Here is a 26,265-nt window from a genome sequence, read left to right as displayed (position 1 = left end):
TACAGCCAGGCGCATGAACGGTACGGCCGCGACCTAAAATCGCGATCGTGCCCGACATATCCCTGCCCATGATCGCCGCCCTCTGCGCCGCCGCCCTCGCCGCCGGCTGGATCGACGCCGTCGTGGGCGGCGGCGGTCTGCTCATGATGCCCGTACTGCTGCTGGGGCTCCCGGACACGTCCTCGGCCGCGCAGTACGCGCTCGGCACCAACAAGGCCATGGCGATCGTCGGCACCACGGGCGCGGCCGTGACGTATACACGCAAGGCGCCGGTGGACGTACGGCTGGCGGTACGCATCGGGCTTGCGGCGGTCGCCGGCTCGACGGCCGGGGCGTTCGTCGCGGCCGGCATGAGCACGGACATCCTGAAGCCGGTCATCATGGTCGTCCTGGTCGGCGTCGGCGCCTTCGTGATCTTCAGGCCGGCTTTCGGTACGGCCCCGGCGACCACTCCGGTCTCCGCGCGCCGCGTCCTCGCCGCGATCGGACTCGCGGGCCTGGGCATCGGCTTCTACGACGGCCTCATCGGCCCCGGCACGGGCACGTTCCTCGTCCTCGCGCTCACCGCGCTGCTCCACCTCGACCTGGTGACGGCCTCCGCGACGGCCAAGATCGTCAACTGCTGCACCAACGCGGGCGCCCTCGCGATCTTCGCCTGGCAGGGCACGGTGTACTGGGAGCTGGGCGCGCTGCTGGCCGCGTTCAACCTGGTCGGCGGGATGGTGGGGGCGCGGACGGCACTGAAGAAGGGGAGCGGGTTCGTACGGGGGGTGCTGCTGGTGGTGGTGTTCACACTGGTGGCGAATCTGGCGTACCAGCAGTGGGTCGCGTGAGCGCTTGAGAGGGGGCGCGGGGGAGGGCTCAGCGTTTGCCGCCGGTCAGGTGGGCGAAGACGACGACGTTCCCCTGGTAGCCCGTCCGGGGTGAGTATCCGCCGCCGCAGGTGATGACGCGCAGCTCGGGCCGGGGCGCGGCGCCGTACACCTTCTGGTCCGGGAAGTGGTCCTTGTCGTACACCTCGACGGCGTCGACGGTGAAGAGGGCGGTGCTCCCGTCACTCCGCTCGACCCCGACGCCGTTCCCTTTCTTCAGGGCGCCGAGACGGTAGAAGACGGAAGGCCCGTCGGCGTTGTCGACATGGCCGGCGACGATCGCGGTGCCCGTCTCACCGGGGAGGGTGCCGTCCTCGTACCAGCCGGCCAGGTCCTCACGCTCGGCGGGCGGTACGTCCAGACTGCCGGTGGCGGTGAGACCGAGGCCCATCAGCGGGGCGTTCACGCCGATGGCGGGGATGCGGATACGGAGGGGCGGGGAGGGCGGAAGCGCGGGGGTGGCGGGCTTCGGTACGGCGGACCCTGGTACCGCCGACCCCGGTACGGCGGATCCCGGGTCGGTGGACCCCGGCCCCGTCTGCTCCGTACGGGCCTGGGCGGCGGAGGGCTGCGGCGGGGCGTGCGTCGCGCCGCCGCTGCGGACCAGCCAGGCGCCGGAGCAGAGAGCGGCGACGCTCAGGGCGGCTATGAGGATGTTGGTGAGTCTGCGCACGTGAACCCCCTCCTGGACGACCCCTGCCGCACCCTGACCGATTGCCTGCTACATCCCTGCTTCATCCCCGATGTTTCACCCTGGCCCCCCTCCGGGCCGCGAGGGGCGTCGGGCCCGGAGGGGAGGGGGACACGCGGTACCGGCCGACGGACGGCGGAGGATGTCCGTCAGAACCTGTCGCCTCTCGCCCGGCGATGCAGGAGCCAGGTACCGCCCACGGCGGCGACGGCGAGAGCCGCCACACCGGCCGTGGTCTGCACGGGGTCGGGACCGAGCGCGCCACCGACCCCCGTCTTCACACTCCCCCTGGGCTGCACAGGGGGCTGCACGGGCGGCCGGGTCGAGGTCAGTGTGACCACGAGATCGCCGGTGACCTGCCGCGCATCCGCGTTCCCATCGCACCGGGCGACGATCTCGTACGTCCCCGGCTGCGCGCCCGGCGGCACCCGGAACTGTCCGACGGCGACTTCCTTGTGCGTACCGGGCGCGAGAACGAAAGCCCCCGCACCCACAGCACTGGCGTCCCCGGCGGCGGTGCCGCCGCTCCCGCAGGCGGTCGTGTTGACGGTGACCCGGGTGCCGGGGGTGACGGTCGCCGGGTACACCTCCAGCGTCCCGCCGCTGTTCGCGTAGGCGGGCGAGGTGAGAGCGACGGCGACGACCACTGCCGGTCCGGCGAGGGCGACGGCGAGCGCGGTACCGGTCAGCGGACGGGCGGCGGCGGTACGTCGCATCGGGCTTGCTCCTCCGAGAGCGTGCGAACGAGGTGGTCTGGTACCGAGGTAAGTGGCAGAGACCAGGACGCGCTCTCTGATGGACCGTCAGAAATACGGAGAACGGGTGGCGCGGCACGTCCGAGAGGAGGCCCCGTATTGCCATTCCGGCAGGTCATCGCCGTACTGCGGGTGCGCCGAGAAAGAGAACTCGATAGGCGGAGGCGGGGGGTGTGAACGGGTGACCCGAAAAGAGGGGGCAGACGGCTTGACCTCAAGAAAGCTTGAGGTACGAGGCTGTGACGCATGCAGACACTGACTGAATCTGTCGAGCCCGTACGTGTCACTGTCGTCGTCGGCAGCAACAGGGAGGGCCGCTTCGGCCCCGTCGTGGCCGCCTGGCTACTGGACCGGATCAGCGAACGCGACGACCTGACGGCGGAGGTCGTGGACGTCGCGGACACCGCCCTCCCGACGACATTCGCGACCGACGCCGACGCGAAGGCCCAGCTGGCCGGGATCACCCCGAAACTGGCGACGGCGGACGCGTTCGTCGTCCTGACCCCCGAGTACAACCACTCCTACCCGGCCGGCCTCAAGAACCTCATCGACTGGCACTACACGGAATGGCAGGCCAAGCCGGTCGCCTTCGTCTCCTACGGCGGAGTCTCCGGAGGCCTCCGCGCGGTTGAACACCTCCGCCAGGTCTTCGCGGAACTCCACGCGACGACAGTCCGGGACACGGTGTCCTTCCACAACGCTGGCGCGGCCTTCGACGACGAGGGCCACCTGAAGAACGCGGGAGGTGCGGACGCGGCGGCGAAGGTGATGCTGGACCAAGTGGTGTGGTGGGGGCGGGCGCTGAGGGAGGGTCGGGAGGCGCGGCCGTACGGGGGATAGCGCGGGCGGGGAGGTGGGAGGCGGGAGGTGGGAGGCGGGAGGTTCCGGGACCCCACCGCATCCGACGCCGCTTGCCCGACAGCTTGACCAGCGACAATGCTGGCCATGGACACCATCGTCGAGATTCACATACCTCTCCAGGAGCCCTCAGGCACGCCCGAGGGCTCCTACCCCTTCCCCTGGATCGACCGGATCGAGGACTTCATCGCCGGCCTGGGGAAACGGGGGAGGCGGAGGAGTCTGACGCCGGAAAGTCATGTTCGGAGAGGTAAAAGTGACGTGGAAGGAAAATGAATATTTCCCTGGTTCCGATTTCCGTGACGGATGCAGTCGGCGGATTTCAACAAATAGTATCTCGATTCCGTGCTGATTCAGAATCTTCCGTCGACTCATGTGGCCTGGGAGAGGAAGGTGATGTCATCCAGAACCTGCTGAGCCATGTATATTCAGGAGAAATTGCGGAAGCAGTCGTCTTCGGCAAAACTCTTCTTGGTGACGACGGGGTTGGAACGGTATGTGCTCTCCTTTCGGTCGGAGAAGTGCAGGAGGTCGCTGAAGCCCTTGGCTCCGTAAGTGTGCAGGAAGTGATGAGTTACGCCCCGAGGTATCTCTCCGGAGTGATTCGTGGTGAAATCCCGAATGGCTATCTGGAGTATTTGGAGCAGACGGTGATTGAAGTGTGTGAAATATATCGATTCGCGTCACGTGAAGGAATGTGTATGGCGCAGATTTATGAGGGGTGATTCTGCGATCGGCGTTCCCCGAGACGAGCGAGCGGCGGAGGTCGAGGAGTCACCCGGAGTGGACTCGGTGTGCAACCGGAGGCGTCCGACTCGGTACCGGAGCGCTGTCCTCGTCTGACCACGTTTGTAGAAGACGGGGGTCGGTGGACAGCCGGGTGGAGAACGACAGGCGTGCACGAGGCCCCGATCTGATGACCGGGGCCTCGTCGAAATGATCCCTATCGGCTCGCGCTACCCGCCGTCGCCGGATTCCCGTTCGCGTAGGTATTCCTCGACGACGTCAGGGTTTCGGCGCATGGCGGCGAGCAGTTGAGTCCGCCGATATCGATTTCGGCCCTCTTCCAGCTTCTTTTCCCAGCCGTCGCGGCCCTCGGCAAGCCGCTCCGTGATCAAGAACTCGATGACGTCCTCAATGCAAGGACGAAATCGCTTCCCGCCCACCGGGATGTGTAGTTTCTCCAGCGGGCGCTTACGGTCGTCGCCCTCGTTCAGTGACTCAAGGGCCGGTGAGGTTCCGTAGACCTGGACGTGGGCGCTCGGGTAGCGATCCTTCTCGCGTTCGAAATCCCAGTGACACAGGCACGTCTTCAATTCCTCGTCTGTAAAGATCCCGCAGTACGACGAATGGACCGTGAGGAACTTGTTTTCGGTGTCCATGCGCACCTGGAATGAGAGATTCATCCAGGCGCGGGGCTTCTTCGGGCTGATGCTCAGCGGAAACGGTTTCGGCTGAGTGGGATTCTGTCTTGTCAGGCCGTGGCCAACGGTGAACACGACGCCCGCTGTGGAATGTGGGCGGAGTGCGGCTCGCATGCGGACATGCTGGGTCACTGTCCCGTTCAGGGTGTCGGTGAGCTCTTGAGCTAACTTGCTGGCCTGACTGAGCAGGTCAGAGGTCAACCGTGCCGCCGATGGAAACCCAGAGCGCGTGGGCCTGCGATGAGGTGAAGTCGCCGTCGTGGGCCTGCTCTTCGAGCTCGGCGTAGGTGAGTCCGAGCTCGTCGAGCGCGCGTTGGGCGGCATGCTGGAAGTCGTCGGCGGACATGACAATCACGGCGTCGTCGTCGTGATCTGTTGTCGCGTGTTCGCTGAAGGTCACACTCATCGTCTACCCCCTGGACGGTGCATGGTGAGGTCCGTATCACCACAGCATTGCGTAATCATCCGCTCGCGTGCAGTGATATACCCAAATGGCTGATCTCTTACCGTCCATCCAGTGACCAGCCGCAACCCTGACCGAAATTGACGGCCCGTAACCATCTGGACGTGGGCGAGTCGTCCATGGTTCAACGAATCCCCGGATCCGATCCGTGAGCTTTACCACTCTGTCGGTCGTCGCACCCCGTGCCTGGCGATCTGGCGTCACAGGGCCACCCTTGCCTCGCCGGTGAACTGTAAGTGGGAGTCCAAGTTGCAGGACCGCTTCGAAACGAGTTGTACCGACGCGGGGGAGGCCCAAGTCCCCAGCTCGTGGCAGCCCAGAGGGCGGAACCACTTCTGCGGCTTCTTTCGGGCGCTCCGGCTACAAGGTCACAACGAGGGTGCAACGGGTGGGCGGCGGAGCCGCAGCTCGACCCGGAGCGTCCCTACCCTCTGGCGTACAGGGGTACGAATAGTGACCCCGGGGCAGGGGGCGCCGTGCAGTCGACAGTTTCGTGGCCGTTGGTCCGGCGCTTCGTCGGCGCTTTCGGGGCCTGCGCGGCCCTGGCCGCAACCTCGGGGTGCACGGTTCCGGTTGATGCCGTCGCCGGCCTCTCGGTGACCGACGACGGTCAGCTGGTCGGCGTCATGATGGTCTGCGGACATCACATCGATGGCGCGGCTCTCTACGTGGACAGCGATGACCCCGACAAGCAGGTGACGGTCGGTTCATGGACCGCCGCACGCCCCCTCAAGGCCGGTCTCGCCACCTGGACCCTCGATGCGACTGCCGCAGGCTGGACCGCGACCACACCTATCAAACCGCTCACCGCCAAGACCACTTACACCCTCTTCGGCTGGACCAAGGACAACTCGTGGTCGTCGAGCAGCGTCTCCTTCACCCTGACCGACCGGGACCGGCTCACCCCGGGAACGGTCCGCTATCAGGGCGACGAATCCGCGGTCACCGTCCCGGTGGCGGAGTTCAAAGCCAAGGCATGCGGGGACAGTTAACGTAGGCGAGCGGCTGTGACGGCGGTTCGGAACGTGTCCCAGGCGGTGGGGTGGAGGCGGAGGGGCTGGCTCGTCGGGCTCTTGGAGTCACGTATCGCGATGGTGCCGGGAATGTTGGTGGCTACCTCGACGCACTCTTCCTTGTCGTCGCTGTAACTGGACTTGTGGTACTGGAAGTCGGGCACGGCTCAGAGTTCCTTACGGAGATTGCGGAGGAATGACAGGGATTCTCTCGCGTCGAGCGCGCGGGCGGCGATCAGTTCGAACAGGTCGTCGTAGCCTGCCGCCCCTTCTCCCCCTTCGACCCAGGTGTGCCTGAACGCGGCCTCGGAGTAAGCCACATCCATGGCCCCGGGCTCGGCGAAGGAGATGATGTTGAACGAGCCGTTCAGTCCCTGGTGTGTGCCGTTACGGAAAGGGAAGATCTGGATGGTGATGTTCTGGCGGTCGGCAATCTGCGCCAGGTGGTCGAGTTGCCCGCGAGCCGTCTCGGCTCCACCGGGAAAGTTCCGCAGCACCGCCTCGTAGAGCACCGCGTGCAGAGCCAGGGGTGCGTCGTCGATGAGCCGTTGCTGTCGCGCGAGTCGCGAGGCGATGAACTCCTCGTCAGGGTCATTGCGATGGGCCACTGAGGCAGCGTTGGCGGGGGTGGCCCTCAAGGCTCGTACGTAGGCGGGAGTTTGCAGCAGGCCCGGGATGAACGCGGGCTGCCATGCCTTGATGGACGTGGCCGCGTTTTCCAGTGTGACGTACTCCTGCATGGTGCCGAGCATCGCGTAGTCGTCCCACCAGCCCTTGGCCTTGCGGCGCTCACGGTCGAGCCTGGCCAACTCCAGGAGCCTGCCGACGGTGCCGGGATCGTGGACCGCGTACAGCTCGCACAGTGCCCGGATGTCGGGGTCGCGTATCGGTACCCAGCCACCCTCCATCTTGGCGACCTTCGTCGTGGAAGCGGTGAGCGCCTTCGCGGCGTGGGTCTGGGTCAGGCCGGCTGTCGTGCGCAACTTGACGAGTTCGCCACCGAGTCGGCGGCCCAGGACGGTTGACGTGCTGTAGCCCTGTTGGTTTGCGGTCACGCTCGTGCTCCTCATGGCATTGATGCGGCGTCAGTCTGACGCGCCGTGTGACAGCCACGCAAACCGTTCGGGGGAATTCCTCCGGGATTGAGTTGCAGCGGAGGTGTGCCCCCATCTACCGTCGGTCACGTACCGATCACAGAGCTGTGGAGGTAAGTGACATGGTCGCTCCCCAAGAGCCTGACCCGCTCGAATACGACCGCCTCGACTACACCCCCTTCCCCAGAAGCGTCACCCTCGCCCGTCGCCGAGCCCACCGCCTCCTCTCCGACTGGGGACATCCCGAACTCGCCCCCGACACCGCCCTGTTGGTCTCCGAGCTCGGCGGCAACGCCGTACTGCACGGGTGTCTTCGTGACCGTCTCTTCCGAGTCGAACTCGCCCTCACGGAACGTGCCGTGCGCGTCGGCGTCTCCGACCCTCGGGGCGAGTTACTGCCGCTCCCGCGCCAAGCCGCGTCCGACGAGATGTTCGGCCGGGGACTGCTGATCGTCGGTGCCGTCTCCGACCGCTGGGGCGTGACCGAACTGACCGTCGGCAAGCTGGTCTGGTGCGAGCTGGACGTCGTACGCGAGGTAGGTCGGGCGGCGAATCAGGCGGCGAGCCCGCAGGAGCCGCACCCCGCGCCTGTCCTCGCCCCCTCGCCTGTCGCCGCCCCCGTACCCGTCCCCGCCCCCGCCCCCAAGCGAACCGCAGAGCCCCCTGCGGCAAGATGGAGCGCATGAGCATCGTAAAGATCAACGTACTCACGGTCCCCGAAGAGCAGCGCGAGACGCTGGAGAAGCGGTTCGCGTCGCGGGCCGGTGCTGTTGAGGGGTCGGACGGGTTCGAGTGGTTCGAGCTGCTTCGGCCGGTCGAGGGCACCGACAGCTACCTGGTGTACACGCGGTGGCGCAGTGAGGAGGACTTCCGGGCCTGGATGGCGGGCCCGACGCAGTCGGCGCACCGCCCCGCCTCCGCCGGCGGGGAGCAGCCCAAGCCCGCCGCGTCCGGGTCGACCCTCTGGTCGTTCGAAGTGGTCCAGCAGGCCGCCCCGAAGCAGGACTGAGGCCAGGCGGGCAACAGGTCACAGGTCGCCGTCACTCACCACTCCGGCGCGCCGAGCCGTAGCCGTAGCCGTACTCGGCGCGCCGGAACATCCGTAACGGAAACGGCTCGTGTCAGGGCTTCCGCCCCAACCCCCCGTGCTGGCCGATGGCCAGCGCCGCCACCCCGGACGCGCTCGCCTCGGGTCGCCACAGCGGCACCGAGACCACCCCAGGCTCCACCAGATCGAGCCCCTCGAAGTACGCCTCGATCTGCTCCACGGGCCGTAGGAAATACGGCACCGCGCCCGTCTCGTTGTACGCGTCCTGCGCCTGTTCGTAGGTGGGGTCGGTGCCGCGCGAGCCCTCGTTCAGGGAGAGGTAGCTGCCCGGCGGGAGGCCCGCCATCAGGGCGCGGACGATTCCGCGGGCCGCCTCGTAGTCCGCCACGTGGCCCAGGATGCCGCTCAGGATCAGGGCGGTCGGCCGGGTCAGGTCGAGGGTCTTCGCCGCCGACGCCAGGATGCGTTCCGTGTCGTACAGGTCGGCGTCCACGTAGTCCGTCGCGCCTTCGGGGGTCGATGTGAGGAGGGCTCGAGCGTGGGTCAGGACCAGCGGGTCGTGGTCCACGTAGACGATGCGCGCGTCGGGGGCGACCGACTGGGCCACCTCGTGCGTGTTGTCCACCGTCGGCAGGCCGGTGCCGACGTCCAGGAACTGGCGGATGCCCGCCTCCTCGGCGAGGTGGCGGATCGTCCGGCCCAGGAAGGCTCGGCTGCTGCGCGCGATCGTGACGATGCCGGGGAACACGGCCGTGTACGCGTTGCCGGCCGCCTCGTCGACGGGGTAGTTGTCCTTGCCGCCCAGCCAGTAGTTCCAGATACGGGCGGAGTGCGGTACCGAAGTATCGATTCTCTGTTCGGATTCGGACATGCCGGCATCGTCTCCTCGGCCGTAACGGACGCCTTCGTGCAAGGTTCAACTTAACGTCCGAGCCGACGATACGTATTCCGTACGTATTCCGTGTCGCCTTGTCGCCGTGTGGGTGAGTCGGCGACACGGCAGCGACCGGGTGGCCACCCCCTGGTCCTTCCGGGGTGGCCACCCGTCACACGCGCTGGGCTACGGCCGTCAGCCCACCGACACCGCACTCCATGCCGCGCCCACCGCGGCGTACTCCGTGCTGCTCGCCCCGTACAGGTCCCGCGCCGCGTTCAGCGTGGCCGTGCGCGCGCCCGCGTAGTTCGTGGAGGACGTCATGTACGTGGTCAGCGCCTTGTACCAGATCGCGCCCAGCTTGGCCCGGCCGATGCCCGCGACCGTGGAGCCGTTGCACGTCGGGGAGTTGTAGTCGACGCCGTTCAGTGACTTGGCGCCGCTGCCCTCCGCGAGGAGGTACGCGAAGTGGTTCGCCACGCCCGAGGAGTAGTGGACGTCCAGGCTTCCGACGGCCGAACTCCAGCAGTTGGCCGACTTGGTGTCCTTCGACGGCTGGTCCATGTAGCGCAGCGCCGTCTTGCCGAAGCCCGACCTGACGACCTTCTCACCGATCAAGTAGTCCCCGGGATCAGTGGAGTTGGCCGCGTTGAACTCCACCAGCGTCCCGAAGATGTCCGACGTCGCCTCGTTGAGGCCGCCCGACTCGCCCGAGTACGCCAGTTTGGCCGTCGACGACGTCACACCGTGTGTCATCTCGTGCCCGGCCACGTCCAGCGAGACCAGTGGGCCGAACGTCGTGCCGTCGCCGTCGCCGTACGTCATGCAGAAGCAACTGTCGTCCCAGAACGCATTGTTGTAGTTGCTGCCGTAGTGCACGCGGTTGTACGAGCCGACCCCGTTGCCCTTGATCCCGCTTCGGCCGAACGTGTTCTTGTAGTAGTCCCAGGTCTCGTCGGTGCCGTACTGCGCGTCCACCGCCGCCGAGGCCCGGTCGGCCGTCGCGCCTGTGCCCCAGTGGTTGTCCGCGTCCGTGAAGAGCGTGGCGGGGGCGCGGCGGATGCAGATGCCGAAGATGCACAGGTCGGTGCCGTTCTCGGCGTCGCCCGTGTACGTGTTGCCGCGCGTCGGGTCCTTCAGCTGGTACGTCGATCCGGAGAGCGTCGTCTCCAGCGGGACCGTGCCGCCGTACAGGGACTTGCCGTCGCCCGTCGCCGTCTCGATGCTGTCCCAGGCGTCGATCTGGGCACCGGTCCTTGCGTTGGTCAGGACGGTCCGGGCGACCGGGTTGCCGGCCGAGTCCAGCGCGACCGCGTTCGTCTGCCAGGCGAGCTTCGGGGTGCCGTGCAGGGCGTCAACCACCAGCTGTGGCTTGGAAGTTGTCTTGTTCAGAGTCTCGCCCGGGTTCGCCGCACGCAGCGCCGACACCGCGAGGTCGGCGGCCTTCGGAGCCGACACCGAGGGGCTGATCGTGGCCAGGGATATCGGGCGGGTCGTGGCGCGGCTCGCGCTGCGGTAGGCGCCTCCTGGAGTCAGGTGGACCACGAAGTCGCCGCCTAGGACGGGGAGTTGACGGTAAGTGCGGTCGTAACGGACGTGCTGGCTGCCGTCCTTGTCGACGATGACGTCCCGGACCTTGGTGTTCTGCAGGGAGGTCAGGCCCAGGTGGGTGGCCTGGTCCGCGAGTGCCGTGACCGCGTTCTTGATCGCGGTGTCCCTGGTCGGTCTGTCGGCCGCGTCGGCGGTGGGGGAGAGCGCGGCGGCCAACAGGGCCGCGACGCCGACCGTGGTGCCCGCCGCGGCGAGACGGGAACCACGGATGCGCTGAACGTGGGGGGTGCGCTGTGTCCGACTCATCGGTCTCCTCGGGCTTGTTCGAGCAGGTGGGAGGACGCGCGGCGGGACGTGGTGGAAGGCCGGGTAGGGACTGGTGACGTCCAACGCGCGTTGGGGACGCGGATGTTGACTGAGATTTAAGGGTCCATGACATGGCATGTCCATAGCGCGTTGTGTGTTCCCTGTGCGCTCTCTGTATGTATCCGGCCAGGTCTTCCGCCGGTCGTGGCAGCCCTGCCACCGAGGCGTGAAGTTCCTGCGCCCGCAGCCTGCTTGAGCCCGGGCGGCCCCGTCGGCGTGCGTCGCGTGCGACCTGTCCGTGAGGATGCCGACGGGTCAGTAATGTGAAGTCCCTGTCAACGATGTGTTGTTGTCGCGTTCGTCACAAGAATCAACATCCACTTATGCCATTGGCTTTCACGCATTTCGGCAATGATGTGGCCATGAGTGACCGGAAATCATTCCCCCCCGCCGGTTCCCGACAACCCCCGCAAAGCACCAGGTCCCAACCGCCTTCATTTTCCGACCTGTTGAGCCTGGTCCGAGCCCCGGCCGCCCTCAGTGTCCCCGGTGACATCCTGGCGGGCGCGACAGCGGCGGGCCGCCCTCTCGGTCCTCGGACGGTCGGCGCGATGGCCTCCTCCGTCTGTCTCTACTGGGCCGGAATGGCCCTCAACGACTACGCCGACGCCGCCGTCGACTCGGTCGAGCGGCCCGCCCGTCCGGTGCCCTCCGGCCGTGTGCCGCGCCGGACCGCACTGACCGTCGCCACCGGCCTGACCGGCGCCGGCCTCGGCCTCGCCGCGGTGTCGGGCGGCCGACGCGGACTCGCCGTCGCTCTGCCGCTGACGGCGCTGATCTGGGCGTACGACCTGAAGTTGAAGTCCACTCCGGCCGGTCCGGCGGCGATGGCGGGTGCCCGTGCGCTCGACGTGCTGGCGGGTGCGGTCGCGGGTGGCGGCAGTCCGCCGGCACACGGGGCCCGGGGCGGCGGCACAGCCGTCGCGCTCGCTCGCGGCGCCGTCCCCGCCCTCCTCACCGGGGTGCACACCTACACGCTCACCGCCCTCAGCCGCCACGAGATCTCCGGCGCGCCCGCGCGGCTGCCCGCCACGACGCTCGCCGTGTCGTCGGCCACGGCACTGTCGACGGTGCTGCCTTCCGTACTCCCGGCGCTCCTGCCGCCCCGGCGAGCCGTGCCACGCGAGGAGATCGCCCGAACCGCCGTCGCCTCCGCCGGAGTTCTCGCCTACCTGGGGACGTACGGCTGGGCGCAGGCGCGTGCCGTACGCGATCCACGCGGGAGTTCCGTCCGGCGTGCGGTGGGGGCGGGCATTCTCGCCATGGTCCCGCTGCAGGCGGCGCTCACGGCGCGTGCGGGGGCGCCTGTCGCCGCCGCGCTCCTGGGTGCCGTACACCCGGTGGCACAGCGCCTGGCGAGACGGGTGTCCCCGACATGAGCCATTCGACGAAGGGCGCACCATGGGCCTGAGATTCGGCTACGGCACCAACGGGTTCACCCACCACCGCCTCTCCGACGTCCTCGGGATCCTCGCCGACCTGGGCTACGACGGTGTCGCCCTCACCCTCGACCACAACCACCTCGACCCGTACGCCGACGACCTCGGCCGCCAAGTCGCCGGTGTACGTGCGCGGTTGGCGCGTCTCGGGCTGACCGTCACCGTCGAGACCGGGGCGCCCTACTTCCTCGACCCCTGGGCCAAGCACCAGCCGACGCTGATGTCCGGCCAACCGGACCGCCGTGTCGACCTGCTGCGGCGCGCCGTCCGCATCTCCGCCGAACTCGGCTCGCCCACCGTCCAGTTGTGCAGCGGGCCTGCCCCGGACGGCATACCGGAGACGGAGGCCTGGCGGCGGCTGGCCGCCGGCGTCGGGGCGGCGCTGGAGACAGCGGAGGCATACGGGGTCGCCCTGGCCTTCGAGCCCGAGCCGCACATGTTCGTCGACACGGTCGCCAAGTGTCTGAGACTGCGCGAACTCCTCGGCGGACATGAGCTGTTGGGTGTCACCCTCGACCTCGGACACGCCCACTGCGTGGAGGAGCCGACGCTGCTCGACTGCGTCGACCTGGCCGCACCGCACCTGCTGAACGTCCAGATCGAGGACATGGTCCGCGGGGTCCACCGGCATCTGGAGTTCGGCGCGGGCGAGATCGACTTCCCGCCGGTCCTGGCGGCGCTGACCGACCTAGGCCACCGCGGTCTGGTGTCCGTCGAGATCCAGGGCGGCGCCCTGGACGCCCCCGACATCGCCCGCAGCTCCCTGGAGTTCCTGCGCCGAGCCGAGGCCCGGAGCCTGCTCCCTTCCTGAGCGGCCACCCGCCAGCGGTTCACGAGCGTTCCGTGTCACCTTTCCGACATACCCAGGCACCCCTTTCCCTCTTCTCTCCCCCCTCTCCTCGCTCTCGCCCTCTCCTCCGTCTGTTCCCGCTTCTCCAACTCCCTTCCTGGAGAGCCGTATGCCTCTTTCCGACTCAGACCCCGTTGCCCTCACCCCCGAAGCCCGCGCCTGGCTCGATACGGCCCTGGCCGAAGTCGCCGCCGCCCCCACCACCATCCGAGCCCTCTTCCCCGCCGTCCGCCGCAACTGCGGACGTGCCCCGCTGCCCGACGGCCGGACCGTCGACGAGGCCGCCCGTGCCCTGCTGCTGGCCGCCCTGCCTCTTCACGGCCAGGCACTCGTCGACGAGGTGGCAGCGCTGCACCGCTACGGCGACCCCGCCGAACAACGCGCCGTCCTCAGGGCGTTGCCCCAGCTCGACCGGGACGGGACCGGCCGGTTCCTGGACCTCGTACGACAGACCCTGCGCGGCAACGACACCACGCTGATCGAGGCCGCCCTCGGCCCCTACGCGGCGGCTCACCTCCCTGCGGACGAGTACCGCCAGGCCGTCCTGAAGTGCGTGTTCTGCGAGATCCCGCTCACCCGCGTCGCCGGACTCGACGACCGGTCCGACGCCGAACTCGCCCGCATGCTCACCGACTTCGCCCGCGAGCGGACGGCGGCCGGGCGCCCCGTACCCGAGGACATCGCCTCTCTCGTACGCCCCTTCACCACCACTGGCCTGACCGCGGCTGACGTCACCACCACCGACTTCACCGCCTTCGACGTCAACACCACCGGCGTCACCACCATCGACGAAACGGTGTGACCATGCGCATCTTCGACCCCCACATCCACATGTCCTCGCGCACCACCGACGACTACGAGGCGATGTACGCGGCCGGGGTCCGGGCCGTCGTCGAGCCCGCCTTCTGGCTCGGCCAGCCCCGCACCTCACCCGACACCTTCTACGACTACTTCGACTCGCTGCTCGGCTGGGAGCCGTACCGGGCGGCCCAGTTCGGCATCCAGCACTTCTGCACGATCGCCCTCAACCCGAAGGAGGCGAACGACCCGCGTTGCCTTCCCGTCCTGGACGAACTGCCCCGCTACCTCGCCAAGGACCAGGTCGTCGCCGTCGGCGAGATCGGCTACGACTCGATGACCAAGGAGGAGGACGAGGCCCTCGCCCGTCAGCTCCAACTCGCCGTCGAGCACGGCCTGCCGGCCCTCGTCCACACTCCGCACCGCGACAAGGCGGCCGGGACCAGACGGACCCTGGACGTCGTACGGGAGTCGGGCATCGCCCCCGAACTCGTCGTCCTGGACCATCTGAACGAGCTGACGGTGGGCATGGTCCTCGACAGCGGCTGCTGGGCGGGCTTCTCCGTGTACCCGAGGACGAAGATGAGCGAGGACCGCATGGTCCGCATCCTCCAGGAGCACGGGCTCGACCGCGTCATGATCAACTCTGCTGCGGACTGGGGGAGTTCGGACCCCCTGAAGACCCGCAAGACGGGTGACGCCATGCTCGCCGACGGTTTCACGGACGACGACGTCGACCGCGTCCTGTGGCGCAATCCCGTCGCCTTCTACGGCCAGAGCGGACACCTGGACCTGGACGACAGGGACGGTGCGCCGAAGCCCGACGAGACGTCGTCGTTCGAGGGCAATTCCATCCGGCGCGGGGGAGAGTGAGTAGCCCGTGCGCTTCCTCCACCCCGACGGCACCCCCGTCCACCTCGCGTACTGCAGCAACGTCCACCAGGCCGAGGACCTCGCCGGGGTCATCGCCCAGCTCGGCGCCCACGCCGAACCCGTACGGGAACGGCTCGGCGTCGGCCGCCTCGGCATCGGGCTCTGGCTGGCCCGTACCGCCGTCACCGAACTTGCCGCCGACGAGCGGGCGTTGACATCCCTCAAGGGCGAGCTCGCGGCGCGCGGCCTGGAGACGGTCACCCTCAACGCCTTCCCGTACGAGGGGTTCCACCGCGAGGTCGTCAAGAAGGACGTCTACCTCCCGGACTGGGCCGACCCGGCCCGCCTCACCTACACCCTCGACTGCGCCCGAGTTCTCGCGGCCCTCCTCCCCGACGACGCCCGACGCGGCAGCGTCTCCACCCTTCCGCTCGGCTGGCGCACCCCGTGGCCGACGGAGCGCGCGGACGCGGCACGCCGCGCACTGGACCAACTGGCGTCAGGACTCGCGATGTTGGAGTCGAGCGCCGGGCGTCGTATCCGAGTCGGCTTCGAACCGGAGCCGGGGTGTGTCGTGGAGACCACCACCCAGGCGGTACGGGAGTTCGCCGACGTCGACCACGACTATCTCGGCGTCTGCCTGGACGCCTGCCATCTCGCCGTCCAGTTCGAGGAGCCCGGCGCGGCACTCGGGCGGCTCACCGACGCCGGTCTGCCGGTCGTCAAGCTCCAGGCGTCCTGCGCGGTCGAGGCCCCCGACCCCACCGACCCGCGCGCCCGCGCCGCCCTGCGTGAACTGGCCGAGCGACGGTTCCTGCACCAGACCCGAACGGTCGACGAGGGCGCGGTAGTCGGTGTCGACGACCTGCCGGACGCCCTGGACGCTGACAGGCTTCCGGCATCGGGCACCGGCAGCCCCTGGCGCACACACTTCCACGCCCCGCTGCACGCCGAGCCCGAAGCACCCCTCCGTACCACCACCGACCAACTCACCGCTGTCCTGGACGGACTTCTCGGCGGACCGAGCGCCGTATGCGACCACATCGAGGTCGAGACCTACACCTGGTCCGTCCTGCCCCGCCCACCCGCCGACCTGGCCGCCGGTATTGCCGCCGAACTCGCCTGGGCCCGCGACCGGTTGACCGGTCTCGGCCTGAAAGAGGACCACTCGTGACCGTCCCAAGGAACTGCTCATGACCGAGATCCCGAACGCCAACCGACTCGTCGTCCTCGATATCGTCGGCCTCACCCCCGCCCTTCTACGGCACATGCCGGCCGTCGCCGCGCTCGGCGACCGCGGCTTCCAGGCACCCCTCGGCACCACACTCCCGGCCGTCACCTGCACCGCCCAGTCGACCTTCCTCACCGGCGAACTCCCCTCCACACACGGTGCCGTGGCCAACGGCTGGTACTTCCGCGACCTCGGGGACGTCCTCCTCTGGCGGCAGCACAACGCTCTGGTCGGCGGCGAGAAGATCTGGGACGCGGCCCGAAAGCGGTCGCCCGGCTACAAGGTCGCCAACATCTGCTGGTGGTACGCCATGGGCGCCGACGTCGACTGGACGGTGACCCCGCGCCCGATCTACTACTCCGACGGCCGCAAGGAACCCGACTGCTACACCTGGCCACCCTCCCTGCACGACGAACTCACCGAACGCCTCGGCCCCTTCCCCCTGTTCACCTACTGGGGCCCGAACGCCGGCATGCCCTCCACCCAGTGGATCCTGGGCGCCGCCCGCCAGATATTCGACGAACACGACCCCGACCTGACCCTCGTCTACATCCCGCAGATGGACTACGAACCCCAGCGATCCGGCCCCCAGTCCGAGGAGTCCCTCCGCGCCGCCCGCCAACTCGACGACGCCCTGCGCCCGTTGATCGACCACTTCCTCGCCGCCGGCGCCACTGTCGTGGCCCTGAGCGAGTACGGCATCACCCCGGTGTCCCGCCCCGTGGACATCAACCGGGCCCTGCGCCGGGCCGGACTGCTGGAGGTACACACCCAGGACGGCATGGAGTACCTCGACCCCTGGACCTCCCGCGCCTTCGCCGTCGCCGACCACCAGGTGGCACACGTCTATGTCCGGGATCCGGCCGACGTCCGCGAAGTCGCCAAGGTGCTCAGTGAACTCGACGGTGTGGACCAGGTGTTGGGCGAGATGGGCAAGGCGGCGCAGGGGCTGGACCACGAGCGCTCGGGAGAGCTGGTCGCGGTGGCGGACGCCGACAGCTGGTTCACGTACTACTACTGGCTGGACGACGACCGGGCCCCCGACTTCGCCCGTCAGGTCGAGATCCACCGCAAGCCCGGCTACGACCCCGCCGAACTGCTGTGGGACGACACCGTCCCGACGGTGAAACTGCATGCGGCAGGTCAACTCGCCCGCAAGAAGCTCGGGTTCCGCTACCGCCTCCAGACGGTCCCGCTGGACCCCTCGGGCGTCCGAGGCAGCCACGGCCGCCTCCCGAGCGACCCCGACCACGGCCCCGTACTCCTGTGCTCCGAACCCGAGCACAGCACCAAGACCATCGCCGCGACCGAGGTCAAGGGCCTGCTTCTGAAACTCGCCGGCCTGCCCCCGACCACACCCACCGACGACGCCTAGGGACGGGCGGCGCCTGGGCACGGGCCTCACCGCAGGTCCAGGCCCAGGTCCAGGTCCAGGCGCAGGTCACGTTGGGGTGCACCGGGTGTGCCTCCGGCACAGCCGTCGCCGTGCGCCCCGACGACCGCGCCTCGCCCCCGACCACAGAGCCACGCCGTCGCCCCTCTTTCACGCACCCCCTTCCCCGCACCCCTGACCCCCACCACGCGGAGACCCCCACCATGTCTGAAACCCCTTTCCCCCCGCTGCCCATGCAGCGCACCGCCCTGCTCGATCCGCCCGCCGAATACGCCCTGTTGCGCGATCATGGTCGGCTCAGCCGTATCGCGCTCTGGGGCGGCAACACCCCCTGGCTGGTCACCCGGCACGAGGACGCTCGTGCCGTTCTGGCGGACGCCCGTTTCAGCTCGGAGAACCGCCGGGAGGGGTTCCCCGGGCTGCAGCCGACTCCGCCGCCGCCCACCCCGGGCCAGCTCTTCGCCATGGACGCGCCCGACCACACCCGGCTGCGCCGACTGCTGATCCCGGACTTCACCTTTCGCCGCACGGAGGAACTGCGGCCGTCGATCCAGCAGTTGACCGACCGGCTCATCGACGACCTGGTGGCAAAGGGACCGGACGTCGATCTGGTGGAGCACTTCACCCTGCCGCTCCCGCTGCTCGTCATCTGCGAACTCCTCGGAGTGCCGTACACGGACCGGGAGTTCATCCACCGCCACGCCGCCGCCTTCGCCACCGTGACCGACGGACCCGAGGCGATGCGGGCGGGCTGGGGAGCACTGTTCGGCTACCTCATGGAACTCCTCGCGGCCAAGACCGCCGACCCCGGCGACGATCTGCTGAGCAGGCTCGCGTCCGAACGTGTCGCCACCGGCGAGGCAACCCCCGCCGAAGCGGCCGGACTCGCCGTGATGCTGCTCATCGCGGGCCACGAGACGACGGCGAGCATGCTGTCGCTCGGCGCGGTGACCCTGCTGGCCCATCCCACCCAACTCGCGGCCCTGCAAGCCGATCCGGAGCTGGTGCCGGGGGCGATCGAGGAACTGCTGCGCTACCTCACGGTCGTTCACATCGGGATGCGGCGCATCGCCACCGAGGACGTGGAGATCGGCGGCGTCACCATACGGGCCGGTGAAGGTGTCGTCGTCTCGCTGCAGGCCGCGAACCGCGACCCCCGCTCCTTCGCCGACCCGGACACCTTCGACATCACCCGGGACACTCAGCAGCATCTGACGTTCAGCCACGGCCTGCACAACTGCCTCGGCCAGGCCCTGGCCCGCGCCGAACTCCAGATCGCCCTGCCCGCCCTGTTCCGCCGACTGCCGACGCTACGGCTGACGGCCCCGGCGGAGGCGAACGCCCACGAGGGACGCGCGGTCCACGGCGTACGCAGCCTCCCGGTCACCTGGTAGCAGGCCGCCCCAACTCACCTGCCACTCAAGGGCGTACGGTCTCCAGCCGTACCGCGCACGCCTTGAACTCCGGCATCCGTGAGGTCGGGTCGAGGGCCGGATTGGTCAGCGTGTTGGCCCGGCCCTCGCCCGGCCAGTGGAAGGGCATGAAGACGGTGTCGGGGCGGATCGAGGTGGTGATCCGCGCCGGCGCCACCGCCCGCCCACGCCGCGACACCACGGCGATGGCATCCCCCTCGCCGGCCCCCAGCCGCGCGGCGAGCCGGGGGTGCAGTTCCACGAACGGTCCGGGCGCGGCGGCGTTCAGCTCGTCGACGCGCCGCGTCTGGGCCCCGGACTGGTACTGGGCCACGACCCGCCCGGTGGTCAGCAGCACCGGGTACTCGGCGTCGGGCTCCTCGGCGATCGCCCGGTACGTCACGGGCGCGAACCGGGCCCGCCCGTCCTCGGTGGCGAACCGGTCGAGGAAGAGACGGGGGGAACCGGGATGCGGCGCTGACAGTGGCCGGTCGTCCCGCACCTGCGGTTGACCATCCCGCGCCTCCGGCTGAGCGTCTTTCACCGGAGACGGAACATCTCGCACCTGAGACGGAACGTCTCGCCCGTCCTCCCGCTCCTCCAATGCCGGGCACGGCCAGAAGACGCCGTTCTCCTCGGCGAGCCGCCGGTAGGTGATCCCCGAGTAGTCGGCGATCCCACCCGCGCTGGCCCGGCGCAACTCCTCGAAGACCTCCTCGGGGTCGACCGGGAACCCCTTCTCCACCCCGGCGCGGGCGGCGAGTTGGTGCAGGACGTACAGGTCGCTGCGGACACCGTCCGGGGGAGTGACGGCCTGCCGGCGCAGCAGCACCCGACCCTCCAGATTGGTGGTCGTCCCGGTCTCCTCCGCCCACTGGGTCACCGGGAGGACGACATCGGCGAGCGCGGCCGTCTCGGACAGCACGACATCCGCGACAGCGAGGAAGTCCAATGACTCCAGGCGCTGTTGGATGTGCGCGGCCCGGGGTGCGGACACCACCGGGTTGGACCCCATCAGCAGCAGCGAACGGATGTCGGAGCCGAGCGCGTCGAGCAGCTCGTACGCGCTCAGCCCGGGCCCGGGCAGCGAGTCGGGGTCGACGCCCCACACGCCGGCCACATGGCGCCGCGCCTCCGGGTCGGTCAGCTTGCGATAGCCGGGCAACTGGTCGGCTTTCTGACCGTGTTCACGACCGCCCTGCCCGTTGCCCTGCCCGGTCAGGCACCCGTATCCGGAGTAGGGCCGCCCCGAACGCCCGGTCGCCAGGCACAGGTTGATCCACGCCCCCACCGTGTCCGTCCCCTTGGACTGCTGCTCGGGTCCGCGAGCCGTGAGCACCATGGCGGCGGACGGCTCGCAGAACATCCGTACAGCTTCCCGGAGTTGGGGAACAGGCACCCCGGTGATCCGCTCCACGTACTCCGGCCAGTGGGCCATCGCCGCCGCCCGCGTCTCCTCCCAGCCGCTGGTCCGCTCCTCGATGAACGCCTCGTCGGTGCGCCCCTGGGACACGATCAGGTGCAACAGGCCCAGGGCGAGGGCGAGATCGGTGCCCGGACGCGGCGCGAGATGCAGGTCGGCCTGTTCGGCGGTACGGGTCCGACGCGGATCGATGACGATCAGCGTCCCCCCGTTCTCCTTGAGCTCGGCGAAGTAGCGGAGGGCGGGCGGCATGGTCTCGGCGAGATTGGAGCCGACGAGGATGACGCAGCCGGTCTTGGGAATGTCCTCCATCGGGAAGGGCAGCCCCCGGTCGATCCCGAACGCCTTGTTCCCGGCAGCGGCGGCGGAGGACATGCAGAAACGCCCGTTGTAGTCGATCTGGGAGGTCTGGAGGACGACCCGCGCGAACTTGCCGAGCGCGTAGGCCTTCTCGTTCGTCAGCCCACCGCCGCCGAAGACACCGCACGCGTCCGGGCCATGCTCCGTACGCGTGCGGGTCAGTCCCTCGGCGACCCGGTCCAGCGCCTCCTCCCAGGAGGCGGGCACGAGGACCCCGTCACGCCGGACGAGCGGCTCGGTCAGCCGCAGCGCCGGCGACAGCAGCGCGGGCGCGGTGCGCCCCTTGCCGCACAGGGCGCCACGGTTCACCGGGAAGTCGACGCGCTCGGAGACCGTGACGCCCCCGCCCGCGACCGGCGTGAGGTTCATACCGCACTGCAGGGCGCAGTACGGGCAGTGCGTGGGCGTCACGGAGGTCTCCATACCGCCCAGCGTGCGGCGCCCGTGTTACACCCCGGAACGCACCCCGTTACACAGCAGGCACGGGGACCTCCCGGGGGACCGAGGACGCCGGTGAGGTCCCCCGCCGCTCAGCCCGCGTCCACCCGCAACGCGCGCTGGACTCCCACCTCCACCGGCCCCAGGAACCGCGGATCGGGCTTGAACACCGCGTCCAATGCCGCCTTGCTCGCCGCGAGGATCTCCCGCGCCCCGCCGTAGTACCAGGTCACGTCATGTTTGGCCTCGACCCCGACCCCGTACGACTCCACCCCCGCCGCCTCGCACAACGCGACCGCACGACGAATATGGAAGCCCTGACTGATCAGCACGGCCCGGTCGACCCCGAAGATCTTCTTCGCCCGGACGCAGGAGTCCCAGGTGTCGAACCCGGCGTAGTCGCTCACGATCCGCCCGTCCGGCACCCCGTGCCGCGTCAGATACGCCCGCATCGCGTCCGGCTCGTCGTAGTCCTGCCGGCTGTTGTCCCCGGTGACGAGGACCACTCTGACCCGCCCGGCCCGGTACAGCTCCGCCGCCGCGTCCAGCCGGTGCGCGAGATAGGGGGACGGCTCCCCGCCCCACAACCCGGCACCGAAGACGACGGCGACATTGGTACGTGGCACGTCCGACACATCGCGCAGCCGGTCGCCCGTGGCGACGAACATCCACGTGGAGGGGAGCAACGCCAGCACGCACAGCGACATCACGACCTGCACGGCCCGCCGCTGACCGGCCCTCGTACGAGGCATCCGAACCCGCACGCGAACCCGGCCCCAAACACGCCGCGCCCAGGTCGGCGACAACAACCGTCTGCGCGCCTTCGGACTGCTCATCGGACTGCTCATCGCACGGGTCCTCCCAGGTGGCCTTCGATCAAGAAAGACGCCCCCGACACCGCCCCGGTTCGCCGCCCTCGGCGTGACCAGCTTCACTCGCCCGCAGGAAACCGCAGGTCAAACCACCTCACACACCCCTTGCCCCGCACCGTGAACCCCCGGAAAAGACCCGTCATCACTGCGCAACGGCGTGGCAACCTCGTACCGTCACGATCGGTACATGACGGCCTCGCCCCCTCCACACGACGAGTCCCAGCAGCCCCCGCAGAGCCCCCGGCCCCCCGGAGGCGCCCACCTCGACAGTTCGGCGCACATCATGGACCGGATCACCAGCCGGCTCGGCAGCCGGCTCAGCCTCGTCGCACTCGACGGCAGCCGTCGCCCCGCCCCGCCCGCCCTCGTCCTCGTGGGCCACGGCAGCCGCGACCCGCGCGCCCTGAGCACCGTGGGCGCGCTCGCCGAACGCGTCCGCGCACTGCGCCCCGACCTGGCCGTGCACCTGGGGCACATCGAGCTGAACGCGCCCCTGCTCCCGGACACGCTCGCGGGACTCGGCACCGCCGAGGCCGTCCTCGTACCGTTGCTGCTCAGCCGCGGCTACCACGTCAAGCACGACATCCCGGAGATGGCCGCGGCGGCATCGGCACGCACGCGCGTGGCCACCCCCCTCGGTCCGCACCCCCTGCTCGTCGAGACCCTGCACGCCCGCCTCGTCGAGGCCGGCTGGCGCGACCGGATGACCGCCGAGCAGCGCCGGTCGAGCGCGGTCGTCCTCGCCGCCGCGGGTTCCCGCGACCCCGACTCGGACATCGACACCCACCGCACCGCCCAGCTCCTCGCCGAACGCCTGGGCGTGCCCGTCGTACCCGCGTACGCCACCACCGCCGCGCCGAGCGTCCCCGCCGCCGTCCGCGCCCTGGCCGCCCGAGGCCGCCACCGGGTCGCCGTGGCCTCGTACTTCACGGCCCCGGGCCGCTTCGCCACGGAGTGCGCCGAGGCCGCCCCCTGGATCGCCGCGGCCCCCCTGGGCGCCCACCCGGCAATGGCCGACCTCATCCTCCACCGCTACGACCAGGCAACAGCGACCCAGGAATCGCCGGCAGCGAGAGAACTGGCGCCCGCTATCTAGGGGCGCGAGGAACCGCGCGACAAGCCACAACGGACCCGCACCCGCGAACGAAACAACCCCCGGCAGACGCGCAGGCGCATCCACACGCCCAAATTGTCAGTTCCTGCCCTTACTGTCGAACCATGGAAGGCACAAGTACAGGCACAGGCACCAACAGCACCCACACCCCCCAACCCCCCGAAAACGACACCACCCCCACCGCCTACGCCCCGACGGCAGTCGCCCGCTGGGCCGCCGAGCCCGACAAACGCCCCGGCCGCACCGCCTTCCAACGCGACCGCGCCCGCGTACTGCACTCCTCGGCCCTACGACGGCTCGCAGGCAAGACCCAGGTCGTGACCCCTGGCACCCGCAGTCAGATCTGGGACGCCAGCCCCCGCACCCGCCTCACGCACTCCCTGGAATGCGCCCAGGTCGGCCGCGAACTGGGCGCCGCCCTCGGCTGCGATCCCGACCTCGTCGAAGCGGCCTGTCTCTCGCACGACCTCGGCCACCCGCCCTTCGGGCACAACGGCGAACAGGCCCTCAACGAGTTCGCGGCGGACTGCGGCGGCTTCGAGGGCAACGCCCAGTCCCTCAGACTCCTCACCCGGATCGAACCGAAGCGCTTCGTCAACCGCGCACGTCTCGAAGCCACGGGCGAATCCGGAACCACCGGTGAACTGGTCAGCGTGGGCCTCAACCTCACCCGGGCCACCCTCGACGCCGCCACCAAGTACCCCTGGCCGCGCGGCGCGCACCCCACCGACCCGGCGTCCCCGAAGTTCGGTGTCTACGACGACGACCGGCCGGTCTTCGACTGGGTCCGCCAGGGCGCCCCCGGTACGCGTACGACCTTCGAGGCCCAGGTCATGGACTGGGCGGACGACGTGGCGTACTCGGTGCACGACGTCGAGGACGGCCTCCACGCCGGGCACATCGACCCCAACTGCCTGCACGCCGAGCCCGAGCGCCAGGAGATCTTCCGGGTCGCCACCGGTCGGTACGTGGCCGCCGACACCGACCCCGCCGAACTCGCCGAGGCCCTCGACCGCCTCCTCGACCAGGAGTGGTGGCCGCACGGCTACGACGGCACGGCCGTCGCCCAGGCCCGGCTGAAGGACGCCACCAGCCAGCTCATCGGCCGCTTCTGCCTGGCCGCGGAGGGCGCCACGCGCGCGGCGTACGGCGCTGGCCGGCTCACGCGGTACGCGGCGGAACTGGTCGTCCCGCGCGCGGCGCGGCTGGAGTGCGCGGTCCTCAAGGCGGTCGCCGACCGGTACGTGATGCAGCGCGCCGAACAGGAACTGCTCCGCGCGGACCAGCGTGTCGTCGTCGCCGAACTCGCCGAGGCCCTCACCGCCCGGGCCCCGGACGGCCTGGACCCCCAGTTCCGCGCGCTGTTCGACGAGGCGGCCGACGACAGGGCGCGCAAGCGGGTGATCGTCGACCAGATCGCGTCCCTCACCGACGCGTCGGCGCGTTCGCTGCACGCCCGCCTGACGGGCCGCATATGACCCCTATGGCTCCTGTGACTCCTATGGCTTGTATGACCCGTATCCGGCGCGGTATCCAGCAATATCCGACCCTATCCGGCCTGCATATGACACAAATGTGACCCTGCGTGGCCTGATCGGGCCACACCCTCTTCCCCCATCACACTCCGTGCGGGACGCTCGCCAGGGGGCGTCCGTACACAAGGCACGAACACGAACACGAGCATCACGCGACACGGGCAACACGTGGCATCCGTTATTACGAGGAGGCATGAAGTGGTCGACGCGGATCAGACATTCGTCATCGTCGGAGGCGGACTGGCCGGCGCCAAGGCGGCCGAGACGCTCCGGACGGAGGGTTTCACGGGCCGCGTGATACTGATCTGCGACGAACGCGACCACCCGTACGAGCGACCCCCGCTCTCCAAGGGCTACCTCCTCGGCAAGGAGGAGCGCGACAGCGTCTTCGTCCACGAACCCGCCTGGTACGCGCGCAACGACATCGAACTCCACCTCGGCCAGACCGTCGACGCCATCGACCGTACGGCGAAGACGGTCCGGTTCGGCGACGACGGCACCCTCGTCAACTACGACAAACTGCTCATCGCCACCGGCGCCGAGCCGCGCCGCCTCGACATCCCCGGGACGGGCCTGGCCGGCGTCCACCATCTGCGCCGCCTCGCGCACGCCGAGCGCCTCAAGGGCGTCCTGGCCGCCCTGGGCCGCGACAACGGCCACCTCGTGATCGCCGGCGCCGGCTGGATCGGCCTGGAGGTCGCGGCGGCGGCGCGGGAGTACGGCGCCGAGGTGACCGTCGTCGAGCCGTCCTCGACCCCGCTGCACTCGGTCCTCGGCCCCGAGCTGGGCAATGTCTTCGCCGAGCTGCACCGCGAGCACGGCGTGCGTTTCCACTTCGGCGCCCGCCTGACGGAGATCGTCGGCCAGGACGGCATGGTCCTCGCGGCCCGTACGGACGACGGCGAGGAGCACCCGGCCCACGACGTCCTGGCGGCCATCGGGGCGGCGCCGCGCACGGGACTGGCGGAGGCGGCCGGCCTGACCCTCGCCGACCGCGCGTACGGCGGCGGCATCGAGGTCGACGAACGCCTGCGCACCTCCGACCCCGACATCTACGCGGCCGGTGACGTGGCCGCCTTCCACCACGCCCTGTTCGACACCAGGCTGCGGGTCGAACACTGGGCCAACGCCCTCAACGGCGGCCCGGCGGCGGCCCGCTCGATGCTGGGCCGCGAATCGACGTACGACCGCGTGCCCTATTTCTTCTCCGACCAGTACGACATGGGCATGGAGTACTCGGGCTGGGCGCCCCCGGGCTCGTACGACCAGGTGGTGATCCGGGGAGACGCGGGCAAGCGCGAGTTCATCGCCTTCTGGGTGAAGGAGGGCCGGGTGCTGGCCGGGATGAACGTGAACGTGTGGGACGTCACAGAGCCCATCCAGCAGCTCATCCGATCCCGGGCCCAGCTGGACACGGAGGCCCTGGCGGACCCGCGCGTACCGCTGGACACCCTCGTCCCGTAGCCGTGGCGGGGCCCGGGACTGTCACAGCACTGTCGGTCCGCCACCGTAGAATCA

At 69.5% G+C, this 26,265-nt stretch carries 27 protein-coding genes; 17 read left to right on the top strand and 10 right to left on the bottom strand.

Features of this window, described 5'->3' with window-relative positions; all coding sequences use genetic code 11:
- Positions 1–47 precede the first annotated feature (47 nt).
- Positions 48–833 carry a sulfite exporter TauE/SafE family protein gene (locus tag QA861_RS38530; RefSeq protein ID WP_334593456.1) on the top strand — a complete coding sequence of 262 codons (786 nt, stop codon included), beginning with the start codon at positions 48–50 and terminating at the stop codon, positions 831–833.
- 28 nt (positions 834–861) lie between these two features.
- Here the strand turns inward: QA861_RS38530 and QA861_RS38525 are convergent, their stop codons facing one another.
- Both QA861_RS38525 and QA861_RS38520 read right to left on the bottom strand, forming a co-directional pair.
- A complete protein-coding gene (locus QA861_RS38525; protein ID WP_334593454.1) occupies positions 862–1,545 on the bottom strand; it encodes a class F sortase in 684 nt (227 codons plus the stop codon).
- A gap of 167 nt (positions 1,546–1,712) precedes the next feature.
- Positions 1,713–2,279, bottom strand: a complete 567-nt coding sequence (locus QA861_RS38520) for a GVDTG sorting domain-containing protein (protein ID WP_334593452.1) — start codon at positions 2,277–2,279, stop codon at positions 1,713–1,715.
- A 285-nt stretch (positions 2,280–2,564) separates the two neighbouring features.
- Between QA861_RS38520 and QA861_RS38515 the strand changes: the two genes are divergently transcribed.
- The 3 genes from QA861_RS38515 (at position 2,565) to QA861_RS38505 (ending at position 3,901) form a co-directional block, all read left to right on the top strand.
- Positions 2,565–3,158, top strand: coding sequence for an NADPH-dependent FMN reductase (locus QA861_RS38515; protein WP_334593451.1), 594 nt, complete (start codon positions 2,565–2,567; stop codon positions 3,156–3,158).
- 105 nt (positions 3,159–3,263) lie between these two features.
- A complete protein-coding gene (locus QA861_RS38510; RefSeq protein ID WP_334593450.1) occupies positions 3,264–3,452 on the top strand; it encodes a hypothetical protein in 189 nt (62 codons plus the stop codon).
- Positions 3,449–3,901, top strand: coding sequence for a DUF1877 family protein (locus tag QA861_RS38505; RefSeq protein ID WP_334593449.1), 453 nt, complete (start codon positions 3,449–3,451; stop codon positions 3,899–3,901). The genes QA861_RS38510 and QA861_RS38505 overlap by 4 nt, the downstream gene beginning before the upstream one ends.
- A gap of 231 nt (positions 3,902–4,132) precedes the next feature.
- On the opposite strand, the gene QA861_RS38500 is transcribed toward QA861_RS38505, so the two are convergent.
- Together QA861_RS38500 and QA861_RS38495 are read right to left on the bottom strand one after the other, a co-directional pair.
- The gene (locus QA861_RS38500) at positions 4,133–4,714 is read right to left on the bottom strand and encodes a hypothetical protein (protein WP_334593448.1); all 582 of its coding nucleotides are present in this window, start codon (positions 4,712–4,714) and stop codon (positions 4,133–4,135) included.
- A gap of 76 nt (positions 4,715–4,790) precedes the next feature.
- The gene (locus tag QA861_RS38495) at positions 4,791–5,000 is read right to left on the bottom strand and encodes a hypothetical protein (protein WP_443041631.1); all 210 of its coding nucleotides are present in this window, start codon (positions 4,998–5,000) and stop codon (positions 4,791–4,793) included.
- A gap of 539 nt (positions 5,001–5,539) precedes the next feature.
- On the opposite strand from QA861_RS38495, the gene QA861_RS38490 reads away from it, so the two are divergent.
- A complete protein-coding gene (locus QA861_RS38490) occupies positions 5,540–6,055 on the top strand; it encodes a hypothetical protein (protein WP_334593445.1) in 516 nt (171 codons plus the stop codon).
- On the opposite strand, the gene QA861_RS38485 is transcribed toward QA861_RS38490, so the two are convergent.
- Complete coding sequence (locus QA861_RS38485) at positions 6,052–6,240, bottom strand: DUF397 domain-containing protein (protein WP_334593444.1); 189 nt, start codon at positions 6,238–6,240, stop codon at positions 6,052–6,054. The two genes, QA861_RS38490 and QA861_RS38485, sit on opposite strands and share 4 nt — an antisense overlap.
- Before the next feature lie 3 nt (positions 6,241–6,243).
- Complete coding sequence (locus tag QA861_RS38480) at positions 6,244–7,131, bottom strand: helix-turn-helix domain-containing protein (protein ID WP_334593443.1); 888 nt, start codon at positions 7,129–7,131, stop codon at positions 6,244–6,246.
- Between the two features lie 161 nt (positions 7,132–7,292).
- Between QA861_RS38480 and QA861_RS38475 the strand changes: the two genes are divergently transcribed.
- Both QA861_RS38475 and QA861_RS38470 read left to right on the top strand, forming a co-directional pair.
- Positions 7,293–7,856 (top strand): ATP-binding protein, encoded by a 564-nt coding sequence (locus QA861_RS38475; RefSeq protein ID WP_334593442.1) that lies wholly within the window; start codon positions 7,293–7,295, stop codon positions 7,854–7,856.
- On the top strand, positions 7,853–8,179 hold the full coding sequence (locus QA861_RS38470; protein ID WP_334593441.1) for an antibiotic biosynthesis monooxygenase family protein: 327 nt from the start codon (positions 7,853–7,855) through the stop codon (positions 8,177–8,179). The genes QA861_RS38475 and QA861_RS38470 overlap by 4 nt, the downstream gene beginning before the upstream one ends.
- Positions 8,180–8,291: 112 nt before the next feature.
- Here QA861_RS38470 and QA861_RS38465 read toward each other — a convergent pair whose 3' ends face one another.
- Together QA861_RS38465 and QA861_RS38460 are read right to left on the bottom strand one after the other, a co-directional pair.
- Entirely contained in the window at positions 8,292–9,089 is a 798-nt protein-coding gene (locus tag QA861_RS38465; RefSeq protein WP_334593440.1) for an SAM-dependent methyltransferase, read from the bottom strand.
- A gap of 198 nt (positions 9,090–9,287) precedes the next feature.
- Complete coding sequence (locus tag QA861_RS38460; RefSeq protein WP_334593438.1) at positions 9,288–10,949, bottom strand: M4 family metallopeptidase; 1,662 nt, start codon at positions 10,947–10,949, stop codon at positions 9,288–9,290.
- 509 nt (positions 10,950–11,458) lie between these two features.
- Here QA861_RS38460 and QA861_RS38455 point away from each other — a divergent pair.
- From QA861_RS38455 to QA861_RS38425, 7 genes are all read left to right on the top strand, one after another.
- On the top strand, positions 11,459–12,388 hold the full coding sequence (locus QA861_RS38455; protein ID WP_334593436.1) for an SCO3242 family prenyltransferase: 930 nt from the start codon (positions 11,459–11,461) through the stop codon (positions 12,386–12,388).
- A 22-nt stretch (positions 12,389–12,410) separates the two neighbouring features.
- Entirely contained in the window at positions 12,411–13,259 is an 849-nt protein-coding gene (locus QA861_RS38450) for a sugar phosphate isomerase/epimerase family protein (RefSeq protein WP_334593435.1), read from the top strand.
- A gap of 148 nt (positions 13,260–13,407) precedes the next feature.
- Positions 13,408–14,100: an EboA domain-containing protein gene (locus QA861_RS38445; protein WP_334593434.1), complete on the top strand. Its 693-nt coding sequence runs from the start codon at positions 13,408–13,410 to the stop codon at positions 14,098–14,100.
- A 2-nt stretch (positions 14,101–14,102) separates the two neighbouring features.
- Positions 14,103–14,969, top strand: coding sequence for a TatD family hydrolase (locus tag QA861_RS38440; protein WP_334593433.1), 867 nt, complete (start codon positions 14,103–14,105; stop codon positions 14,967–14,969).
- A 7-nt stretch (positions 14,970–14,976) separates the two neighbouring features.
- Positions 14,977–16,143: a metabolite traffic protein EboE gene (gene eboE, locus QA861_RS38435; protein WP_334593432.1), complete on the top strand. Its 1,167-nt coding sequence runs from the start codon at positions 14,977–14,979 to the stop codon at positions 16,141–16,143.
- A 19-nt stretch (positions 16,144–16,162) separates the two neighbouring features.
- On the top strand, positions 16,163–17,575 hold the full coding sequence (locus tag QA861_RS38430) for an alkaline phosphatase family protein (protein ID WP_334593431.1): 1,413 nt from the start codon (positions 16,163–16,165) through the stop codon (positions 17,573–17,575).
- Between the two features lie 221 nt (positions 17,576–17,796).
- Positions 17,797–18,987 carry a cytochrome P450 gene (locus tag QA861_RS38425; RefSeq protein ID WP_334593429.1) on the top strand — a complete coding sequence of 397 codons (1,191 nt, stop codon included), beginning with the start codon at positions 17,797–17,799 and terminating at the stop codon, positions 18,985–18,987.
- Between the two features lie 25 nt (positions 18,988–19,012).
- On the opposite strand, the gene QA861_RS38420 is transcribed toward QA861_RS38425, so the two are convergent.
- Together QA861_RS38420 and QA861_RS38415 are read right to left on the bottom strand one after the other, a co-directional pair.
- The gene (locus tag QA861_RS38420) at positions 19,013–21,211 is read right to left on the bottom strand and encodes a molybdopterin oxidoreductase family protein (RefSeq protein WP_334593427.1); all 2,199 of its coding nucleotides are present in this window, start codon (positions 21,209–21,211) and stop codon (positions 19,013–19,015) included.
- A 107-nt stretch (positions 21,212–21,318) separates the two neighbouring features.
- Positions 21,319–21,978: a SanA/YdcF family protein gene (locus QA861_RS38415; RefSeq protein WP_334593426.1), complete on the bottom strand. Its 660-nt coding sequence runs from the start codon at positions 21,976–21,978 to the stop codon at positions 21,319–21,321.
- 307 nt (positions 21,979–22,285) lie between these two features.
- Between QA861_RS38415 and QA861_RS38410 the strand changes: the two genes are divergently transcribed.
- From QA861_RS38410 to QA861_RS38400, 3 genes are all read left to right on the top strand, one after another.
- Positions 22,286–23,194 carry a sirohydrochlorin chelatase gene (locus tag QA861_RS38410; RefSeq protein WP_334593425.1) on the top strand — a complete coding sequence of 303 codons (909 nt, stop codon included), beginning with the start codon at positions 22,286–22,288 and terminating at the stop codon, positions 23,192–23,194.
- Between the two features lie 122 nt (positions 23,195–23,316).
- Complete coding sequence (locus QA861_RS38405) at positions 23,317–24,690, top strand: deoxyguanosinetriphosphate triphosphohydrolase (RefSeq protein ID WP_334593424.1); 1,374 nt, start codon at positions 23,317–23,319, stop codon at positions 24,688–24,690.
- Positions 24,691–24,945: 255 nt separating this feature from the next.
- On the top strand, positions 24,946–26,211 hold the full coding sequence (locus QA861_RS38400; protein ID WP_334593423.1) for an NAD(P)/FAD-dependent oxidoreductase: 1,266 nt from the start codon (positions 24,946–24,948) through the stop codon (positions 26,209–26,211).
- The last annotated feature ends 54 nt before the right edge of the window (positions 26,212–26,265 follow it).

The organism is Streptomyces sp. B21-083 (genome assembly GCF_036898825.1).
In the GTDB taxonomy this organism is placed as follows: domain Bacteria; phylum Actinomycetota; class Actinomycetes; order Streptomycetales; family Streptomycetaceae; genus Streptomyces.
Note: the sequence above shows the minus strand (reverse complement) of the source record. Positions and strands in the feature narration are given on the sequence as shown.

Coding starts and splice junctions, on each gene's coding strand:
- QA861_RS38510 (WP_334593450.1), top strand. CDS start 3,264: ATGGACACCATCGTCGAGATTCACATACCTCTCCAGGAGCCCTCAGGC.
- QA861_RS38445 (WP_334593434.1), top strand. CDS start 13,408: ATGCCTCTTTCCGACTCAGACCCCGTTGCCCTCACCCCCGAAGCCCGC.
- QA861_RS38415 (WP_334593426.1), bottom strand. CDS start 21,978: ATGCCTCGTACGAGGGCCGGTCAGCGGCGGGCCGTGCAGGTCGTGATG.
- QA861_RS38430 (WP_334593431.1), top strand. CDS start 16,163: ATGACCGAGATCCCGAACGCCAACCGACTCGTCGTCCTCGATATCGTC.
- QA861_RS38420 (WP_334593427.1), bottom strand. CDS start 21,211: ATGGAGACCTCCGTGACGCCCACGCACTGCCCGTACTGCGCCCTGCAG.
- QA861_RS38515 (WP_334593451.1), top strand. CDS start 2,565: ATGCAGACACTGACTGAATCTGTCGAGCCCGTACGTGTCACTGTCGTC.
- QA861_RS38450 (WP_334593435.1), top strand. CDS start 12,411: ATGGGCCTGAGATTCGGCTACGGCACCAACGGGTTCACCCACCACCGC.
- QA861_RS38500 (WP_334593448.1), bottom strand. CDS start 4,714: ATGCGAGCCGCACTCCGCCCACATTCCACAGCGGGCGTCGTGTTCACC.
- QA861_RS38470 (WP_334593441.1), top strand. CDS start 7,853: ATGAGCATCGTAAAGATCAACGTACTCACGGTCCCCGAAGAGCAGCGC.
- QA861_RS38405 (WP_334593424.1), top strand. CDS start 23,317: ATGGAAGGCACAAGTACAGGCACAGGCACCAACAGCACCCACACCCCC.
- QA861_RS38465 (WP_334593440.1), bottom strand. CDS start 9,089: ATGTCCGAATCCGAACAGAGAATCGATACTTCGGTACCGCACTCCGCC.
- QA861_RS38460 (WP_334593438.1), bottom strand. CDS start 10,949: ATGAGTCGGACACAGCGCACCCCCCACGTTCAGCGCATCCGTGGTTCC.
- QA861_RS38440 (WP_334593433.1), top strand. CDS start 14,103: ATGCGCATCTTCGACCCCCACATCCACATGTCCTCGCGCACCACCGAC.
- QA861_RS38520 (WP_334593452.1), bottom strand. CDS start 2,279: ATGCGACGTACCGCCGCCGCCCGTCCGCTGACCGGTACCGCGCTCGCC.
- QA861_RS38425 (WP_334593429.1), top strand. CDS start 17,797: ATGTCTGAAACCCCTTTCCCCCCGCTGCCCATGCAGCGCACCGCCCTG.
- QA861_RS38410 (WP_334593425.1), top strand. CDS start 22,286: ATGACGGCCTCGCCCCCTCCACACGACGAGTCCCAGCAGCCCCCGCAG.
- QA861_RS38505 (WP_334593449.1), top strand. CDS start 3,449: ATGAATATTTCCCTGGTTCCGATTTCCGTGACGGATGCAGTCGGCGGA.
- QA861_RS38475 (WP_334593442.1), top strand. CDS start 7,293: ATGGTCGCTCCCCAAGAGCCTGACCCGCTCGAATACGACCGCCTCGAC.